At 69.7% G+C, this 17,170-nt stretch carries 15 protein-coding genes and 1 pseudogene; 7 read left to right on the top strand and 9 right to left on the bottom strand.

Features of this window, described 5'->3' with window-relative positions; translation table 11 throughout:
- Positions 1 to 212: 212 nt before the first annotated feature.
- Together Sri02f_RS14060 and Sri02f_RS14055 are read left to right on the top strand one after the other, a co-directional pair.
- Entirely contained in the window at positions 213 to 446 is a 234-nt protein-coding gene (locus tag Sri02f_RS14060) for a type II toxin-antitoxin system VapB family antitoxin (RefSeq protein WP_109001544.1), read from the top strand.
- A complete protein-coding gene (locus tag Sri02f_RS14055) occupies positions 443 to 850 on the top strand; it encodes a PIN domain nuclease (RefSeq protein ID WP_109001496.1) in 408 nt (135 codons plus the stop codon). The genes Sri02f_RS14060 and Sri02f_RS14055 overlap by 4 nt, the downstream gene beginning before the upstream one ends.
- Positions 851 to 935: 85 nt before the next feature.
- Here the strand turns inward: Sri02f_RS14055 and Sri02f_RS14050 are convergent, their stop codons facing one another.
- A complete protein-coding gene (locus Sri02f_RS14050) occupies positions 936 to 1,553 on the bottom strand; it encodes a TetR/AcrR family transcriptional regulator (RefSeq protein ID WP_109001495.1) in 618 nt (205 codons plus the stop codon).
- A 122-nt stretch (positions 1,554 to 1,675) separates the two neighbouring features.
- On the opposite strand from Sri02f_RS14050, the gene Sri02f_RS14045 reads away from it, so the two are divergent.
- From Sri02f_RS14045 to Sri02f_RS14035, 3 genes are all read left to right on the top strand, one after another.
- Positions 1,676 to 2,080 carry a Dabb family protein gene (locus tag Sri02f_RS14045; protein ID WP_109001494.1) on the top strand — a complete coding sequence of 135 codons (405 nt, stop codon included), beginning with the start codon at positions 1,676 to 1,678 and terminating at the stop codon, positions 2,078 to 2,080.
- Between the two features lie 28 nt (positions 2,081 to 2,108).
- On the top strand, positions 2,109 to 3,011 hold the full coding sequence (locus tag Sri02f_RS14040) for an SDR family oxidoreductase (RefSeq protein ID WP_109001493.1): 903 nt from the start codon (positions 2,109 to 2,111) through the stop codon (positions 3,009 to 3,011).
- A 111-nt stretch (positions 3,012 to 3,122) separates the two neighbouring features.
- On the top strand, positions 3,123 to 3,902 hold the full coding sequence (locus Sri02f_RS14035) for an ABC transporter permease (RefSeq protein WP_109001492.1): 780 nt from the start codon (positions 3,123 to 3,125) through the stop codon (positions 3,900 to 3,902).
- Between the two features lie 215 nt (positions 3,903 to 4,117).
- Here the strand turns inward: Sri02f_RS14035 and Sri02f_RS14030 are convergent, their stop codons facing one another.
- Positions 4,118 to 6,598 carry a SpoIIE family protein phosphatase gene (locus Sri02f_RS14030; RefSeq protein ID WP_109001491.1) on the bottom strand — a complete coding sequence of 827 codons (2,481 nt, stop codon included), beginning with the start codon at positions 6,596 to 6,598 and terminating at the stop codon, positions 4,118 to 4,120.
- Between the two features lie 136 nt (positions 6,599 to 6,734).
- On the opposite strand from Sri02f_RS14030, the gene Sri02f_RS14025 reads away from it, so the two are divergent.
- The gene (locus tag Sri02f_RS14025; RefSeq protein ID WP_109001490.1) at positions 6,735 to 8,198 is read left to right on the top strand and encodes a benzaldehyde dehydrogenase; all 1,464 of its coding nucleotides are present in this window, start codon (positions 6,735 to 6,737) and stop codon (positions 8,196 to 8,198) included.
- Positions 8,199 to 8,234: 36 nt separating this feature from the next.
- Here the strand turns inward: Sri02f_RS14025 and Sri02f_RS14020 are convergent.
- Together Sri02f_RS14020 and Sri02f_RS14015 are read right to left on the bottom strand one after the other, a co-directional pair.
- A pseudogene (locus tag Sri02f_RS14020) lies at positions 8,235 to 8,990 on the bottom strand (alpha/beta fold hydrolase); the annotation flags it as partial.
- Between the two features lie 259 nt (positions 8,991 to 9,249).
- Positions 9,250 to 10,164, bottom strand: coding sequence for a helix-turn-helix transcriptional regulator (locus Sri02f_RS14015; RefSeq protein ID WP_245970624.1), 915 nt, complete (start codon positions 10,162 to 10,164; stop codon positions 9,250 to 9,252).
- A gap of 130 nt (positions 10,165 to 10,294) precedes the next feature.
- On the opposite strand from Sri02f_RS14015, the gene Sri02f_RS14010 reads away from it, so the two are divergent.
- Positions 10,295 to 11,245 carry an NADP-dependent oxidoreductase gene (locus Sri02f_RS14010; RefSeq protein ID WP_109001488.1) on the top strand — a complete coding sequence of 317 codons (951 nt, stop codon included), beginning with the start codon at positions 10,295 to 10,297 and terminating at the stop codon, positions 11,243 to 11,245.
- 150 nt (positions 11,246 to 11,395) lie between these two features.
- Here the strand turns inward: Sri02f_RS14010 and Sri02f_RS14005 are convergent, their stop codons facing one another.
- The 5 genes from Sri02f_RS14005 to Sri02f_RS13990 form a co-directional block, all read right to left on the bottom strand.
- On the bottom strand, positions 11,396 to 12,751 hold the full coding sequence (locus tag Sri02f_RS14005) for a hypothetical protein (RefSeq protein ID WP_109001487.1): 1,356 nt from the start codon (positions 12,749 to 12,751) through the stop codon (positions 11,396 to 11,398).
- Between the two features lie 1,174 nt (positions 12,752 to 13,925).
- Complete coding sequence (locus Sri02f_RS14000; protein WP_109001486.1) at positions 13,926 to 14,759, bottom strand: enoyl-CoA hydratase/isomerase family protein; 834 nt, start codon at positions 14,757 to 14,759, stop codon at positions 13,926 to 13,928.
- Positions 14,760 to 14,970: 211 nt separating this feature from the next.
- Complete coding sequence (locus tag Sri02f_RS13995) at positions 14,971 to 15,630, bottom strand: response regulator (protein WP_109001542.1); 660 nt, start codon at positions 15,628 to 15,630, stop codon at positions 14,971 to 14,973.
- A 5-nt stretch (positions 15,631 to 15,635) separates the two neighbouring features.
- Positions 15,636 to 15,839 carry a hypothetical protein gene (locus Sri02f_RS41210; RefSeq protein ID WP_159106708.1) on the bottom strand — a complete coding sequence of 68 codons (204 nt, stop codon included), beginning with the start codon at positions 15,837 to 15,839 and terminating at the stop codon, positions 15,636 to 15,638.
- 107 nt (positions 15,840 to 15,946) lie between these two features.
- Positions 15,947 to 17,113, bottom strand: a complete 1,167-nt coding sequence (locus tag Sri02f_RS13990; protein ID WP_109001485.1) for a low temperature requirement protein A — start codon at positions 17,111 to 17,113, stop codon at positions 15,947 to 15,949.
- Positions 17,114 to 17,170: the final 57 nt, after the last annotated feature.

Here is a 17,170-nt window from a genome sequence, read left to right as displayed (position 1 = left end):
ACGCTCGTAGAGCGTCTACATGCGTGTTTTCATGATCGGCAGGACAGATTCGGGACGCCGATTACGGTCAATCCGATCATGGGCTCCATGGGGTGATTTGTGTCGGGGTGCAGCAGGCCCTGCTGATGAGCGGTCTTTTGTGATCGGTCGTCGTCTGCAATGTTGGCGATGTATCTTGGATGCATACATTACGTATGCTGGAGGTGTCCCCGGTGTCCGTCACTCAGATTGATCTCGACGACGAGGCGCTGGCCGAGGCCATGCGGCTCATGGGTGCCACGACGAAGAAGGAGACCGTCAACGCGGCGCTTCGGGACTACGTGGCGCGGATCAAGAGGCTTGAGGCCGCGGAGAAGCTGGCCGCGCGAGGTGAGCGCGGCGAGTTCGAGCAGGCCGCAGCGGCGCGTGAAGCCGAGAAGCGTGCGCGGCGCGAGGCCTTCGAGTGATCACGTATCTGGTGGACACCTCGGCTCTGTGGCATCTGTTCCGTACCCCAGGTGCGCTGCGCCCCTGGGAGGGACACATCGCCGCCGGGGTGTTCCACATCTGCGAGCCGACACGTGCCGAATTCCTCTACTCGGCGACCAGTCCGTCTCACCGAGATGAACTGGCCGAGGAGCTGGACGCGCTCTGTCTGCTCTCTCCGGTTCCGAAGAACGCCTGGCGGTGGGTCGACACCGCCCAGTACAAACTGACCCAGAGGGGCCAGCATCGGGCGGCGGGAGCGATCGACCTGTTGGTGTGTGCGACAGCTGTCCACCATGGGCACACTGTCCTCCACGTGGACCATGACTTCGCGACCGTGGCCGGGGTCCTCAAGGAAGTTCAGCAGCGAGACGCACGAGCCTGATCTCCGGAGGCAGGAACACGAAGACGATCTCGACGAACACTCCGGTCCTCCCTCTAAACCCGGCGAACCACAGTGGTCAGAGCCCTTAGCTGCTCGCCGGGCGACCGTTGGCCGGCGTCTCGGTTCGCCAACCGAGGAGGATCGTGCGAAGCGCCTGTTCGGCGAGGCAGCGGGCGCGATCGTTGCCGACGCTGCCGAGGTAACTGAGCGACGCGATGCCGTACAGCGTGCCCCAGAGGATCTCACAAGCCTGGTCGAAATCGGCCAGGACCACGTCGTGTGCAGCCGACCAGGAGGTGAGCATCTCCTTGAGGACGTCGATGACCGGTTCTGCGACGCGCCGGCGTTCGTCCGCGTCGACCATCGGGTCGTTCATGATCTGGAAGAGGTGGGGGTGCTCGCCGGCGAACCGGACGTACTGCGACGCAATGCGCGTCATGCGCCGGTCCGTATCGGGCTCCTGCGCGGCTTGGCGGAACTCGCTCAGCATCAGGCGGTGACCGTGCGCGACCAGCTCCAGTACGAGCGCGTCCTTGTTGGCGAAGTGCTGGTAGACGACGGGCGCGGAATATTCGACATCGGTGGCGATGCGCCGGATCGTCAGGGCCGCGATGCCCTCGGTCTCGAGGACGTGCAGCGCGGCCTCGATGATCCGCTCCCGGGTGTTCGCCCGTTCGCGGGCCCGTCTCGTGCTGGTCGGCATGGTCCGTCACTTCGCTTCGATGGTGTCCTCGAACACTAGTCACCGTCTTGACCGCGCCGGCGACGCGCGTCATAGTTAACGCCGTTAGGAATTATAACGACGTTAGGAACGGGTAGTAAGTCATGATTTACCACATCAACAGAGTCACGATGAAGGCCACTGCGACGCCTGAGCAGATCGAAGGGGTGCTGGAGAGCTGGCGCAATCAGGGCCGGTCGAACCCCGCCATCAAGTCCTTCGTCGTCGGCCGCGACCACGGCGGCGACTACACGTACGGCGCGGTGTTCGTCGTCGAACATCTCGACGGGCTCTTCGCCTACCTGACGCACCCGACCACCTACCAGACCGACCACCTCGGGCTGCACCTGGTCGAACGGCTGGAGATCTTCGACGTCAGTGACGACGACGACCCCGACCTGAACGCCAAGATCCAGGAACTGCACCGGCGCCGCAACGAGCTCAACCCGCAGATCGCCGGCATGCTCGCCGACGTACCCACCTATACCGGCTCCGGCGTGGACGACTGACCGATACCCCGGAGAAGGAGAAACCGTCATGGCCAAGCACGTCATCATCGGTGCCGGTTCCATCGGTACCAACGTCGCTCGTCTGCTCGCCGAGCGCGGCGAGAGCGTCCGGATCGTCACCCGCAGCGGCACCGGCCCCGAGCACCCGCTGGTCGACCGGGTCGCCGCGGACGCGTCCGACCCGTCCCGCCTGACCGAGCTGTCCCGCGGCGCGGAAGTGATCTACCACTGCGCCAATCCACCCTCATACACGATGTGGGAGCGCCTGTTGCCGCCCCTGCAGACGGCGGCCATCACCGCCGCCAAGGCGAACGACGCCGTCCTCGCGCTGACCGGCAGCCTCTACGCCTACGGTCCGCAGCCCGGCGGCCGGATGAACGAACACACCCCCATGGCCGCCACCGGGCACAAGGGCCGCCTGCGCAGACGCATGTGGGAACAAGCCCTCGCCGGGGGGATCCGCACCGTCGAGGTCCGCGGCTCCGACTACATCGGCAAGGACGCCAACGGCATCTACTCCCTGCTCATCAAGTCGGCCCTGCAGAAGGGGAAAGCGGCCTGGATCACCGGCCACCTGGACATGCCGCACACCTTCACCTTCAACGGCGACATGGCACAGGCCCTCATCACGCTGGCCTCGGAAGAACGCGCGTGGGGCCGACCCTGGCACGTGCCGTCCGCGCCGGCCGTCACCATTCGCGAGCTGGCGCGGCGCTACGCCGTCGCGGCAGGCCGGCCACCGATCAAACTCATCCAGATACCGCGCTCCGTGACGCGTACGGCCGGGCTGATCGTGCCGATCGCCCGCGAGATGGCCGAGATGGACTACCAGTGGTACGCGCCGTTCCACATGGACGCGACGGAGACCGCCGAGACCTTCGGCCTGACCGCCACCGACCTCGACACCTCCGTCCGCAACGAGGTCGGCTGAACTCCCACCGCCACACCGGCAGGCCGACGGCATGGCCGGGACGACCAGCGCTTCCGTTCGGGCGGCAAGGACCTTCCCGTCACCGGCGTCGACGCGAAGAGCTTCGACCGGTTGATCGTCCCGAACATGGTCAGCGGCTCCACCGCGGCCCTGCGGCGGGGCGAGATCCTGGTCGACCAGGACCACGTGGTCAACGACGGCTGGGCCGTCGGCAGTACGGTCCCGGTGACCTATCCGGACGGCAGCAGCGGCCGGTTGACGGTCGGCGGGGTCTACCGGAACAGCGAGGTACTCGGATCCGTGCTGATGAGCCGGTCGGTGCTGAGCCCGCACACCACCGCGCCGTTCTACAGCACGGTCCTGGTCAAAGGGGTCACCGGGGCCAGAGCGTCACTGCAACAGGCGCTCAAGGATTCCACCGGCGACAACCCGCTCATCAACGTCCGTACGAAGCAGCAGATGCGGGACCACTTCAGTTCGCAGATCAGCCTGCTGCTGGACGCCATGTACGCACTGCTCGCCCTGTCCGTGATCATCGCGGCCCTGGGCGTCGTCAACACCCTTGCCATGGCCGTACTGGAGCGGAAGCGCGAGATAGGCATGCTCGGAGCGGTCGGACTGTCCCGCAGTGCGGTGCGGCGGATGGTCCGCCTGGAGTCGGTCCTGATCGCGTCCTTCGGCGCGGCCCTGGGCATCGCCATCGGCAGCTTCCTGGCCTTGGCCGGCGTCCGGCTGCTGAGCAGTGCGATGACCGGACTCACGACCGTCTTCCCTTACGCGCAACTCGCCGCCTACGTCGTCGGTGCGGCTCTGGTGGGTCTGCTGGCGGCGCTGTGGCTGGCCCGACGGGCCGCGAGGCTGAACGTGCTGGACAGCATCGAAACGGACTGACGCACGAGGGCGGCCCGGAGTGATGCCTTCGCGGTGGTCCGCAGGGCCGATGTCCCGTCCCCGGTGGTCGGGGCAACCTCCCGCCGACTGATCGGACGAGCCGGTGGACGTCAGGGACGATGCTCCGCCCCGGGGTGGAGCATCGGCGCGTCGGCAAGGGAATCCGCTTTGCCGTCGACGCCGGTGCCGCAGGGGGCGCCAGGATCCTCACGGGATCAGTCCGTCTCCGTCGACGGTGGAGAAGGCGGGGAGAGGGTCTGTTCGGCCCAGATCGTCTTGCCGCTGTACGTCTGGCGAGTGCCCCAGCCCTGGGTGAGCTGAGCGACGAGGAGCAGGCCGCGGCCGCCTTCGTCGAAGGTGCGCGCGCGGCGCAGATGGGGGGTGGTGTTGCTGCCGTCGGAGACTTCGCAGATGAGGTTGCGGTCGCGGATGAGGCGGAGCTGGATGGGGGCGCCGCCGTAACGGATGGCGTTGGTGACGAGTTCGCTGACCACCAGTTCGGTGACGAAGGCGGCCTCGTCCAGGCCCCAGGCGGCCAGCTGCCGGGTGGCGTTCTTACGGGTCTCGGCGACCGCCGAGGGATCGGGCGGCACGTCCCAGGTGGCGACATGGGCCGCGTCCAGGGCGCGGGTGCGGGCCATCAACAGCGCCACGTCATCGGCCGGGTGGTCCGGGAGAAGCGTCTGGAGCACGGTGTCGCAGGTGCTCTCCAGGGACGGAGCCGGCCGGGCCAGCACCTTGCGCAGTGCGTCGAGACCTTCGTCGAGGTCGCGGCCGCGGGCCTCGATGAGGCCGTCGGTGTACAGCGCGAGGATGCTTCCTTCGGGCAGCTCGATCTCGGTGACCTCGAAGGGCAGGCCGCCCAGCCCCAGCGGCGGGCCCGCGGGTATGTCGGGGAACACGACGGCGCCGTCCGGGGTCGCCAGCGCGGGTACGGGGTGGCCCGCGCGAGCCATGGCGCAGCGCCGGGAGACCGGGTCGTAGACGGCGTACAGGCAGGTCGCGCCGATGTCGCCGACGACGTCGGCCGCGCTTTCGGCCTCGGCGGACAGGTGGATGACCATGTCGTCCAGGTGGGTCAGCAGCTCGTCGGGCGGAAGGTCGACATCGGCGAGGGTGCGCACGGCGGTACGCAGTCGTCCCATGGCGGCCGAGGCCTGGATGCCGTGGCCGACGACGTCGCCGACGACGAGTGCGACCCGGGCGCCGGACAGCGGGATCACGTCGAACCAGTCGCCGCCGACGCCGGCTTGCGTGCTGGCGGGGAGGTAGCGGGAGGCGATGTCGACGGCGGCCTGCGGGGGCAGCCGCTGCGGCAGGAGACTGCTCTGAAGGGTGAGGGAGGTGCGGCGCTCGCGGCTGTAGCGGCGGGCGTTGTCGATGCAGACGGCGGCTCTGGCGGTGATCTCCTCGCCCAGGAGCAGGTCGTCCTGCTCGAAGGGTTCCGGGTGCCGGTGGCGGGAGAACGTGGCCACGCCGAGGGTGATGCCGCGGGCGCGCATCGGCACCGCCAGCACGGAGTGGAAGCCGTAGTGCCGCATCCGCTCGGCCCGGTCCGGGGTCTGGCTCGCCACCCGGTCCATCGCGGAAGCCGTCACGTTCTCGATCAGCGGCCGGCCGGTGGTCAGGCATCTGGCCGCGGTCGAATCGTCCGGGTACGCGGCCACCGTTCCGCGTACCACCACGACCTCGGGGCAGCCCTCCAGGACGGACTGGTAGGCGACACGGCGCAGCATGACGGGGCTGGGCGGCGAGCCGGCGCGCGGGTCGTCGCCGCCCTCGATGGCGGGAAGCAGGTCGACGGTGACGAAGTCGGCGAGTTGAGGGATGGCCACGTCGGCGAGTTCCTGCGCGGTCCGGGCGAGGTCCAGGGTGCTGCCGATGCGGATGCTGGCCTCGTTGAGCAGGGCCAGGCGCCCTCGGGCCAGGTGCTCCTCGGTCACGTCGTACGCGGAGAGGAGCACTCCCCGTATCGTTCCCTCGGCGTCCCGCACGGGGGTGAGCAACGTCGTCCAGACGCTCGCGCTCTCATGGCCCGCCAGGTGCAGGGACTGCTGCAGATGCTGCTGTTCGCCGGTCTCCAGCGCCCGCCGCATGCACTGTTCCGTCCGGTCGCTCTCCGGGTCGACCACGATCTCCGACACGCGCAGCCCCTGCATCGCCGCCTCGGGCAGACCGATCACCCGCTCCATGTCCGCGTTCGCCCGCCGCAGCCGCAGGCCGGTGTCGTAGAGCGCCGTCGTGAGCGGGGACCGGGTGAACGCCCACATCACCAGCGTGTCGTCGTGGAGCGGCGACGCCGACCGGGCCAGGGGGGCGACCAGGAGCCACTCGCCGCCTCCTTGGTCCTCGCCTTCGTCCTCGCCGCCGGGCTCCCGGCGGTGGGCCAGCAGGTTCACCGCGAGGTGGTGGCCGTCCCGGTGCAGGAGAGTCGCCGTCCCGTTCCACCGCGGCAGCGTTTTCAGGGAACGAAGCGTCTCGGCGGGCGGCTCGCCTGTGAGCAGTGATGCCGCGGGCCGGCCGACTACCTCCGTGGACCGGTATCCGAGCAGCCGCCGTGCTCCCTCGCTCCACCTGGTCACGATGCCGTTCGCGTCCACGCAGGCTCCGGCCGTGGCCGACTCGTCGATGGGGTCGTCCGGCCGCCACGCCGCCCGGTCGTCGCCGGCGGTGTCAGAACCCGTCATCGCGTTCATCCGCCCTCGCTTCGGTCTTTCCACCGTGCGTCCCGGCCCGGCCGCGAGCAACCTAGGAGAGATGGCCGGACATATACCATCGATATGGGCATAAATGTAAAAGATAAACCAATGTGTCGGGCTGGAGGGTCGTGCCATGAGCGTCACCGACGAGGAGACGTGGCCGGACGCGGCCGAATGGACCGGGAAGATCTACAGCGGCGGTTGGCGGCGGTCCGAGGGCGGTGTTCAGCCGGTGAACGAACCCGCCACGGGGGAGCGGCTGGCCGAGGTGGGTGTGGCAGCGCCCGCGGATGTCGTCCGGGCCGGGACCCGGGCCGCCCGAGCCCAGCGGGCCTGGGCCGCGACGGCGCCCCAGGAGCGCGCCGAGGTCCTGCTCCGCGCCGCCCGGGCCCTGCGCGACAACCGCGGAGCGATCCGCGAGTGGATCGTCAGGGAGTCCGGAGGCGTCCCGGCGAAGGGCGACTACGAGATCGCGGCCGGACTCAGCCAGCTCGCGCAGGCCGCCGGCCTCGCGTCGCTGCCCCTCGGCGAGATCCTGAGCCCGTCGGCACCCGCCCTGACCAGTTACGCATGGCGGGTCCCCCTGGGGGTGGTCGGCGTCATCAATCCCTGGAACGCTCCCCTGCTGTTCGCCATGCGGGCTCTGGCGCCCGCACTCGTGCTGGGCAACGCCGTTCTGCTCAAGCCCGATCCCCACACACCGGTGACCGGCGGTGTCGTCGTGGCGCGGCTGTTCGAGGAGGCCGGACTGCCCGAGGGACTGCTCCACGTCCTGCCCGGAGGCCCCGGCACCGGTGAGGCGGTCGTGTCCGATCCCCATGTCGCCATGGTCGTCTTCACCGGCTCCACCGAGGCGGGACGGGCGGTCGCCCGCCTCGCGGGCGAAGGGCTCAAGCGGGTGGCGCTGGAACTGGGCGGCAAGAACTCGATCGTCGTGCTCGACGACGCCGACATCGGCTCCGCCGCGGCAGCCGGGGCGATGAGCTCCTTCGGCTATCAGGGGCAGGCCTGCGTCGCCGCCGGACGTCATCTGGTGCACGCCGACCTCGTGGAGCCCTACACGCAGGCGCTGATCAGGCAGGCCGGTGAGCTGAGGGTCGGCGACCCGCGCGAAGAGGGCGTGGCCCTCGGTCCCGTGATCAGCGAGCGCCAGGCCGCGAGGGTCGAACGCATCGTGGACGAGAGCGTGGCCGCCGGTGCACGGGTGCTGGCGGGCGGACGCCGCGACGGGCTGTTCTACCCGCCCACCGTTCTGGACCGCGTCGAGCGGACCATGCCCGCCTTCACCGAGGAGATCTTCGGGCCGGTCGCCCCCGTCGTCGCGTTCCGTACCGACGACGAGGCCGTCGAGATCGCCAACGACACCGAATACGGCCTGACGGCGGCGGTGCACTCCGGTTCGACGTCGAGGGCCGCGGTCATCGCCGAGCAGTTGCGCACCGGCATGGTGCACCTCAACGACGTCTCCGCCAAGGACGCCGCGAACGCCCCCTTCGGTGGGATGGGAGCGTCGGGCAACGGCTCCCGCATCGGCGGCACCGCCAACCTGGAGCAGTTCACCCAGTGGCGCTGGATGACGGTCTCGGGTTCCGTGTGAGCGCGGGGACGATCGGCCCGAGCGCCCGTTCCGGACTCAGCCGGTGCCCTTCGGCAGCGGTTCGTCCAGGAGGAAGGCCCGCAGCAGCGCGGTGTAGCGGCCGGGCTGGTCTCCTGAGATGGAGTGGCCGGCTCCCTTGACGGTCACCGACTCGGAGCCTGCGAGGGTGTGTCGGTACTCGGCGGTCACGGCGGGCCTGATGAAGTCGCACTCCCCTCGCATGATCAGAGAGGGGATGCGCAGGGTGCGCAGACGGGGCCGGGGGTCGGGGAGCTGCTCGAAGTCCCTGACGGTCATCTGGTTGCTGTAGAAGCCCTGCGGGTTGTCGTGCGCCGTGGTGGGCGGAGCGTCCTCGCACGAGGTGCTGTCCTTTCCCTGGAGGGCGACTTCGTGCATCCAGTGGTCGACCTCGCGGTCGCCGACCAGCGCGTGCGCGGCGCCGGGGTTGATCTGGAGGAGCAGGCTCGCCGCGATGATGCGGGGTGCGCTGTTCAGCCGGTCGAGCCGGGCCTTCTGGGCGGGGGAGAGGCGGTTCCAGGGTTCCCCGGCCCTGGAGCCGGGGTATTGACGGCCCCACAGCGCGCCCGGCGAGGTGAAGACCGCTCTGGCGACGTGCTCGCCATGGGCGGCCAGGTACTGGGCGGCGAGTGATCCGCCCCAGGACCGGCCGACCAGGATGATCCGGTCGGCGCCGAGCGTACGCCGGATCGCTTCCAGGTCGGCGACCTGGCGGGCGACGGTGTATCCGGTGACGTCCCGCAGCCGCGCAGACCGCCGCGACGAGGAAGAGGACCCGCACGTCCCCCGCGAAGCCGTTCATCACCCCACGCCGAAGGCGGGCGGCCGCTCGACGGTCTCCATTCCGGCAGACTAACCCGGCTTTTCCGGTCGGGGTGATGAGAAGCCGGGGGCGGGGTGCGGGGGGCGGGGAAGCCGGCCGCGCCAGGCGCGCGGGGTTCTCCCGCCGGGCGGGCTGTGCCACGGGCCGTCTGCTCGCTCGTCAGGCAGGCGGGGGTCCGGCGGTGACGTCAGTCGCGAGCAGACCGGTGTGTCACGGCTGCCGGGAGGCCACCGGTGTCGTGCCGGGCAGCCGTGGTGTCGTGCCGGGTGCGTCGAGCAGGCCTGCCAGCAGCTGGAGTCGTTCGTCGTCCGGGCCTCCCGGCTCGGCGGTGCAGGTGATGAGCACCGGACCGGGAGCGCCGGGCATCGGGTAGGCGTCCCAGTCCAGGCTCAGCTCGCCGACCAGCGGGTGGTTGACGCGCATCCGGCCGCGGGTGACCTCCTCGACGTCGTGGCGTGCCCACAGGGTCGCGAACTCGTTGCTGCGAACGGCGAGTTGGCCCACGAGTTGCACGGCGCGCGGGTTCCCCGGATCGGCGGCGACCTGCCTGCGCAGCATCCCGGTCAGCTCGGCGACGGTCGCCGCCCGGTCCGGGCACGCCTGGTCGGCTTCGGGGTGCAGCAGCAGCCCCAGCACGTTCCGCTCGGCTCGGGGGAGTCGGGTGAACTCGCCCAGCAGTGCACCTGCCAGCGGATTCCACGCCAGGATGTCGAGGAAACGGCCGACGACCATCGTGGGCGAGGTCATGGTGCCCAGCAGCCGCAGCGTGGTGGGCGGTACCTCCTCCGGAGCGTGCTCGCGCGGGCTGCGGGTGGGCGTGCGCGCGGCGACGGCGAGGCTGTGCAGGTGCCGGGACTCCTCGGCGGAGAAGTTGAGGGCGCGGGCCAGGGCGTCCAGGACCTGGTCGGACGGCCGGACGTCGCGGCCCTGCTCCATGCGCTGGTAGTAGTCCGCGCTCACCCCGGCGAGCAGGGCCAGTTCCTCCCGCCGCAGTCCGGCGACCCGTCGCCTCGGGCCGGGTTCCAGGCCGACTTCCTGCGGCAGCAGCCGAGTCCGGCGCGTTCGCAGAAAGTCGCCGAGTTCGCGTCGGGGATCGTCACTCATGGCGAGCGTGTCGTCGGTCACGGCGCCAGTATGCCGTCGGCGCAGCCCGCGAGGGTGGGTCTGCCGGACCCAGGAAAAGGGGAACGACCGTGATGCCGAGCGCGGGGCCCAGTATCTGATCCACCACAGCAGGCCACGGAAGGACAGCGACATGAAGGCCGCTCAGATCACGAGCTACGGTGCAGCGGACGTCCTACGGGTCAATGACGTGGACCGCCCCGCACCCGGTGCGGGTGAGGTGCTGGTGTCGGTCGAGGCGTCCAGCGTGAACGGGCACGATGTGATCGTCCGCACGGGTGAGTTGAAGATGATGTCGGGGCGCCGGTTCCCGATCGGGGTGGGACTGGACTTCGCGGGCACCGTGGCCGCGACCGGCCCCGATGTCGCGGGCTGCCGGGTCGGGGACCGGGTGTGGGGCACGGTGCATCCCCGGCGGCGGCATGCCGTGGCCGGGGCGGCCGAGTACGTCGTGGTCTCCGCGGACCGGATCGCCCCGGCTCCGGCGGACCTCTCGTCGGTCGAGGCGGCCTCCCTGGTCGTCGCGGGCTCCACGGCGCTGATCGCGCTGCGCGACAGCGTGCATCTCGCCGGCGGGGATCGGGTCCTGGTCCGGGGTGCGGCGGGCGGGGTCGGCACGGCCGCCGTGCAGTTGGCGCACGCCATGGGCGGCCGTGTGACCGCGCTGGCTCGCGACCGCCACGCCCGGCTCCTTGCCGACCTGGGCGCCGACGAGGTCCTCGACTACGGCTCCACCGCCTCGGAGGGGATCGGCCCCTTCGACGTCATCGTCGACACCGTCGGCACGGAGCTGAACTGCTACCGGAGCCGGTTGGCCAAAGGCGGCCGGATGGTCACCGTGGGACTGTCCGCTTCGGCCCTGGCCGCGATCGCCGCGTCGAGCGTGTACGGCGCCCGCCGCATCCGCGCTTTCAGCGCCAATCCCGACACCGCCGTGCTCCGTGAGCTGGCCGGCCACGTCACGTCATATGCGCTGCGCCCGGTGGTCGACAGCGTCTATCCGCTCGCGGACATCGCGGCCGCCCACGAGGCGTTCGAGCGCGGCGGAGCCGTGGGCAAGCGGGTGGTCGCGGTGACCGCGTAGCTCCGTCATTCTCGTGAGAATCGCCCACGGTCGGACAGACGAGTGCCGAGCAACCGCAGGACATCCCGTTCGGCCGGGGACCGGTGTCCTCGACCAGGAACCCGCCGGCCCCGGCCGCTGCGTGCTTGCCGTTCCCGCCTCTCCCCGGTATCAGCCGGGAGGCAGGACGGGCTTCTCACCCTGGACCCGGTCCCAGACGGCGAACGAGTACGTGCCCGGGGCGTGTTCGCCGAGCTCGGCCGTGTCCTGTGTGAAGTCGAAAGCCGAGCCGGTGAAGTCGGGCCCCGAAAACAGGGTGAGGATCATTCCCTCGGGGATGTGCGCGGACCGGATCGACATGGTGGGCGCGTTCTGTATGCCGTTCGCGGCGGAGAACACCCAGAAAGGGCCGTCCCAGGTGTCCAGGTTCGGCAACTGGATCAGTACGACTTCCGTGGTCCTCGGCGGTTCCTCGCCGTCCCGGTAGATCGCCAGGGAGCTCGCCTTCGCCGACCACTGGTTCAGGTCCGCGGTGCTCTCCCTGATGTCGATGAACTGCCCTTGGAAGTGGAAGTGCTCGTACAGCCCCACCACCATGCCGGCGGGCAGCTGGAGGGAGCGGATCGAGTCGTTGCCGATGGTGATGTTGCCTTCGGCGTTGTCGTACTTGCCAGGTGCCAGGGTCTGGGAGTGACCGGCGAACGACACCTGGTCGTAGACGGTGACGGGCCCGGGAAGTGGCTTGGGAGGGCTGGCGGGCATCACCCCGGCCGGGTAGACCGTTCCCTGCTCTTCGGCGTACGTGGCGGGCCTCTTCGCCGTCGACGGATCCTCGATGGCGGCGCTGGCGCACGCCGCAACCGTGTCCAGGTCCTTCTGGGTCCCGCTCCCGGCCGCCACCACCTCGGCCAGGGGGGTCGCTCCTGTCCAGTCGTAACGGTCCGGGTGCTTGACCCACCAGTTGAGGAGATTGAACTGGTCGAGCAGCGCCGCGTGTTCCTGGGCGCAGAACTTCAGGATCTCCTGGGCGTTGGCGATCTGCTCCGGGTTCGGCGGCGTCGGGCCCTCGGTGATGGAGATGGGCGCCAGAGTCCACTCGTACGGCTGGGAGTATTTGCTCGGGTCGTCATGCATCGCCTGCATCCACGTGTTCGCGGCGTTCAGCAGGCCCGCGGGATCGGCCGGGTCCGTCAGTTGGAGCGCGGGGCCCCCTTCCGAATACATCTTGCAATAGACGTTCACCTTGTGATCCTGGGTGACCTTCGTGAATTTCGTGGCGGCCTCGCCTGAGAAGAATCCGTACGAGCCGCCCAGTTCGGCCTCGATGGCGGTGGACTCCGTTTCGTCGAACGTCTCCACCCGGATCAGCCCTACGAAGAGGCCACCGCGGCGGCAGGACCGGGCGAACATGTCGCCGTATCTCTGGGTGAACACCTCCGGACGGCCCACCATGGCCCCGGCGGGCCCGGTCAGAGTGCACTCGGGGATGCTCAGGTCCGCCAGGTGGATGGTGGCGGTTATCGCCATGAACAGAGATGCCGAGTGCACCTCGCTGCTCTGGGCGAAGGAGAAGCGTGCGGAGATGCCGGCACCGAACGCGGCACAGCCGTACGAGGCTTTGACGTCGATTCCCAGCTTCTCCAGCAGGTCGTGTGTCGATGTGACACGGATACCTCGAAGGACTGGCTCGAACCGCTGGCATCGGTCGGCGGCGCGGTCGTCGGAGTCACCACGAGATTCATAGCGGTTCCGGAGAGTCGGTCCACTCCGACTCCGAAGTTGTAGGTGCCCACATGCGGGACGGTTATTTGCTGCAGTACCATCGCCGATCTCCTCGATTGAGTCCGGATCCCTTGCCTACAAGGCTCGTTGACAACATTCTTCCCCGACTCCATTGCACACCTGGCGGATGGGGTGTGCCACTCGTACGGCGGCGGCCACCGGCTGCGGTCGATTTGCCGGTATTGGCCCTCGCAAGTACGCTTGAAATCAAGGGACATCGAGCATCCCGACTCGCTCCCGGCTCTGGTCGGCATCAAGCTTTCTCCTCCGAGGGAGGAAGGAAAAGGGAACGGGCAATCCCTATGCGGGCACGGAGAACGAGGCGGTGGGGCAGGACGGATAGGACATCGCGATCAGCCACTCGCCGGACATTCTCGCTGCCGAAGGTGCGTTGCACGGTGTGGCCCATTTCGGCCCACGCGTCGCACTGACAAGCATCTCCGGGGCGGTCACCTTCCCGCTCACGCTTTCCTGATCCTCCTCGATCTCGAAAGCATCCCGCCGACCAGTGACATTACGGGGTGAGATCGCGGCTGCCCTCTCTCGAATCTGCGGGGAGAAAGGAGTGGGGGTAGCTCTTCATGCCCGTGTGTGTGAGCCCGGGGCACGCCCATGAAACGCCGCAGATAGGTGAAGTCCTCCATGACGGCGAATACGACGCGCAGGATCGCCGCCATCGTGTCCTTCCCCTGGTACGGCTCGAGGTCCGCAGGGAGCGGTAGGCGACGTTCTCCGTGAGGAGATCGGGGAGCCGGTCCCAGTCCAGCTTCGTGACGATGCGTCGCCACTCCGTGATTCCAGCCTGCGCCGCCTCGTGCGGCTGGGCCGTCTGCATGTCAGCCATGATGTCGGTGCCTTTCCGTTCGGTTCCGGCGGAGCGGGTCGGCGTGGAGCGGGCCTCACCGCGGGTGGACGGCGCTCATGCCTGTTCGTTGATGAGGCCGGCGTAGTGGCCGAGGTTTCGCTCGATCTCTTCGAGGCCGATCTCGGCGATGGCCTTTCCGAGCTGCGGGACGCGCGCCTGGAATCCCGGCCAGTTCACCGATTCCGCGAACTCCGCCCAGGACGCGCGCAGATCGGCCACCGGCGGCAGGGTCGAACGGTTGATCTGTGCCTTGGCGGCCAGGACGGACTGCTTGTCGAACGAGGCGATGCGCGCGGCCACGCCGCTCACGAGGTCGTCGAGTTCGGCGTCGGCGACGGCCCGGGTCACCCACCCGTACCGCTCGGCCGTATCGGCGTCGAAGTCCTGGCTGGTGAGGATCGCTTCGAGCGCGCGGTCCCTTCCCAGCAGCCGGGCCAGACGGTCGCTGCCGCCACCGCCGGGGACGATGCCGATCGCGACCTCGGGCTGGCAGAAGAACGCCTCCTCGCGGCTGGCGTAGCGCAGGTCGAAGGCCAGGGCGATCTCGTCCCCGCCACCCCGGGTCCGTCCGCGGATGGAGGCGATGCTGATGAACGGGGCGCTGGTCAGGCTCGTGACCAGGTCGACCCAGGCCGGGGTCCCGTCGGGGCCGTTCAGCGCCAGGAGTTCGGGCACCTGGCCGAGATCGGCGTGGTTGAAGAAGTATCCGGGAGTGCCGCTGTCGAAGACGACGACCTGAACCTGCTCGTCCCGGCTCAGCTCGTCGACGACGTCGGCCAGTCGGGTGACGGTGTCCGCGCCGACGACGTTCACCGGCGGATTCGAGAAGGTGACCCTGCGGATCTTCGGCGCGACTGTCTCGATGCTGAACATGCTGTGCTGCGTCATGGTGTGCTCCAGTGCGGAAGTTTCTGAAAGTGCCGAGAGGGCGCAGGGGCGGACGTTCGCATACGGGGCGAGCGTCGAAGGTCCTCGGCCGAACGCGGGAGTGACCGCGCCGGTGACCCGGGGGGCGGCGAAGGGACTCCCGCATGATCGACAGGCCTCGAACCTAGGGATCGGCTGGGTCGTCGGGCGTCCTCCCGGGCGTCCGACCGGGTCATCCGCCTGGACGAACCAGTCCGCTCTCGTAGGCCACGACGACGGCCTGTATGCGGTCACGGAGACGCAGCTTGGTGAGGATGCGGCCCACGTGGGTCTTGACGGTGGTCTCGCCGAGGAACAGCTTCTCGGCGATCTCCACGTTGTTCAGCCCGCGGCCGACCAGACCCAGCACCTCCCGCTCGCGCCCGGTCAGCGTGTCGAGGCGTGCGTCGGCGAGCGGGGCGACGGCGCCCGTGACGTACCGGTCGACGAGCCGCCGCGCCACCGAAGGGGCGAGCATCGTTTCGCCCCGCAGTACCCCACGGACGGCGACCAGCATCTCGGCGGCCGGGGCGTCCTTGACGAGGAAGCCACTCGCTCCGGCCCGGAGCGCCGCGTAGGCGTACTCGTCGCGGTCGCAGGCGGTGAGGACCAGTACGCGTGTGTCGGGCAGTTCCGCGCGCAGTCGGGTGGTGGCCGAGATGCCGTCCAGGCACGGCAGCCGCGCCTCCATGAGGACGAGGTCCGGGCGCAGCGTGAGTGCCTGGGCCACAGCCGTCTCGCCGTCCCCGGCCTCGCCGACGACCGTGAGGTCCGGCTGGCCGTCGACCAGCCCGCGCAGGCCGGCCCGCATCAACTCGTGGGCGTCGCAGATCAGTACGCCTCTCTCCGTCATCTCCGTCATGGCGTCCCGCCCCCTGACCAGGCGACCCGCTCCCGCGCGCCGGTGACGCCGTGTCCGGACACCGGACGGCCGGGGTCGCGGGCGCCGGAGCGGACGGCGACGGCAGGGGCGGGGGCAGGGACGGACTGCTCGGCAGCGCGCGGGCGGCCGAGGCCCCGGTCGGCTCCGGCGGCGGGAACGGTGCTGGGGGACTGGCCCATGGATTCCTCCAGGTGATGCGGCGTGAAGGGGGCTGTGTGGCGCGAAGGGGAGTGAAGGGGAGTGAAGTCGGACGAGACGTGGGGTGACGTTCGATGAAGGGGATCGGTCAGTCGGACGGGCGGGCCGAGGGGATCGGCTCGGTGTCCGCATCGCCGGTCGGACGGCGTTCCTCGAACGCGGCCAGGGCGACGACGATGGCGGCGGCGGCGACCGCCGCCAGGTACGCCGGGGCCGCCGACGTGACCGTGCCCGCGATGACCAGCGCGGGCAGCGCGAGCAGCCGTGACCAGTGCAGGTCGTCGAACAGAGTCGCCCCGTGCCACGTCTGCGTGGCGATGAAGAGGGCAGGGCCGCCGAACAGCAGCAGGTTCGTGGTGATGCCGGCCTGCTCCGCGGGGTGCGCGATGACGCGTTCGTCGGCCACGGCGGCGGTGATCAACCCGGCGACGGTGGCCATGAGGCTGATGACACCGCTGCGCCCGGCACGCATCGGGTCCTCGGTCCGCTCGTAGTGGCGCACGACGCGCTCGGAACGGCTGAAGAACAGCCAGAACAACGCGACCGTGCCGGTGAGCGCCACCCCGGCGGTCAGCAGGGTCATCGGCTCGTACGGCGCCGCGGTGAGCGCCGTGCCGGTGGTCATGACCGTCTCACCCAAGGCGATGATCACGAACAGGCGGCCGCGTTCCAGCAGGTGCCCGCCGGCGAAGCCGACCTGCCGGGACTCCAGCCTGCGGCCGGGCAGCGGATGCGCCGTCCAGGTGCCCGCCAACTCGACCAGAACCGCCGCGGCCCACCACGCCAGCCGCGCGCCGCCGCCGACCGCCGCGCCGGTCAGCCACAGGGGTGCGGCCGCAATGAACCAGACCAGAACGCGGCGGAAGTGCTCCTGGTTGACCTCGTCGAGGCCCACCCTGAGCAGCCATACCGTCCGGCCGAGGTGAATCAGCAGGAACGTGATGACGAAGACCCCTCCGGCGTCGCCGAAGGCTCGCGGGATCGCGGCGTTCATGAACAGCCCGGCGAGCATGACCGCCAGCAGCATCCGGCGGGTCCGCGGGTCCTCGGCCGGCACGAGGGTGACCGCCCAGGTGGTGTACGCCCACGCCGCGTAGACCGCGAGGTAGAGCACGAGCGTCTGGGCCGCGCCGGTCCACGTCGGGTGCGCCAGCAGCTGATGCGACAGCTGGCCGATCGCGAAGACGTAGACGAGGTCGAAGAACAGTTCCAGCGGCGTGACCTCCCGGCGCGCCGGATCGCTGGTCGACTCCACAGTGGGTCTCCTCGTTCGGGGAGGCGGGCCGGGTGGGGCCCTGAGCGAGCCTCGGTG

Source organism: Streptomyces rishiriensis (genome assembly GCF_003112535.1).
In the GTDB taxonomy this organism is placed as follows: Bacteria; Actinomycetota; Actinomycetes; order Streptomycetales; family Streptomycetaceae; genus Streptomyces; species Streptomyces rishiriensis.
The sequence above is the reverse complement of the archived record's forward strand: the minus strand, read 5'-3'. Positions and strand labels throughout refer to the sequence as shown.

What these genes read in the sequence shown, in the direction of transcription:
- Sri02f_RS14050 (WP_109001495.1), bottom strand. Translation starts at nt 1,553, where the DNA reads ATGCCGACCAGCACGAGACGGGCCCGCGAACGGGCGAACACCCGGGAG.
- Sri02f_RS14045 (WP_109001494.1), top strand. Translation starts at nt 1,676, where the DNA reads ATGATTTACCACATCAACAGAGTCACGATGAAGGCCACTGCGACGCCT.
- Sri02f_RS14040 (WP_109001493.1), top strand. Translation starts at nt 2,109, where the DNA reads ATGGCCAAGCACGTCATCATCGGTGCCGGTTCCATCGGTACCAACGTC.
- Sri02f_RS14030 (WP_109001491.1), bottom strand. Translation starts at nt 6,598, where the DNA reads ATGAACGCGATGACGGGTTCTGACACCGCCGGCGACGACCGGGCGGCG.
- Sri02f_RS14025 (WP_109001490.1), top strand. Translation starts at nt 6,735, where the DNA reads ATGAGCGTCACCGACGAGGAGACGTGGCCGGACGCGGCCGAATGGACC.
- Sri02f_RS14010 (WP_109001488.1), top strand. Translation starts at nt 10,295, where the DNA reads ATGAAGGCCGCTCAGATCACGAGCTACGGTGCAGCGGACGTCCTACGG.
- Sri02f_RS14005 (WP_109001487.1), bottom strand. Translation starts at nt 12,751, where the DNA reads ATGGCGATAACCGCCACCATCCACCTGGCGGACCTGAGCATCCCCGAG.
- Sri02f_RS14000 (WP_109001486.1), bottom strand. Translation starts at nt 14,759, where the DNA reads ATGACGCAGCACAGCATGTTCAGCATCGAGACAGTCGCGCCGAAGATC.
- Sri02f_RS13995 (WP_109001542.1), bottom strand. Translation starts at nt 15,630, where the DNA reads ATGACGGAGAGAGGCGTACTGATCTGCGACGCCCACGAGTTGATGCGG.
- Sri02f_RS41210 (WP_159106708.1), bottom strand. Translation starts at nt 15,839, where the DNA reads ATGGGCCAGTCCCCCAGCACCGTTCCCGCCGCCGGAGCCGACCGGGGC.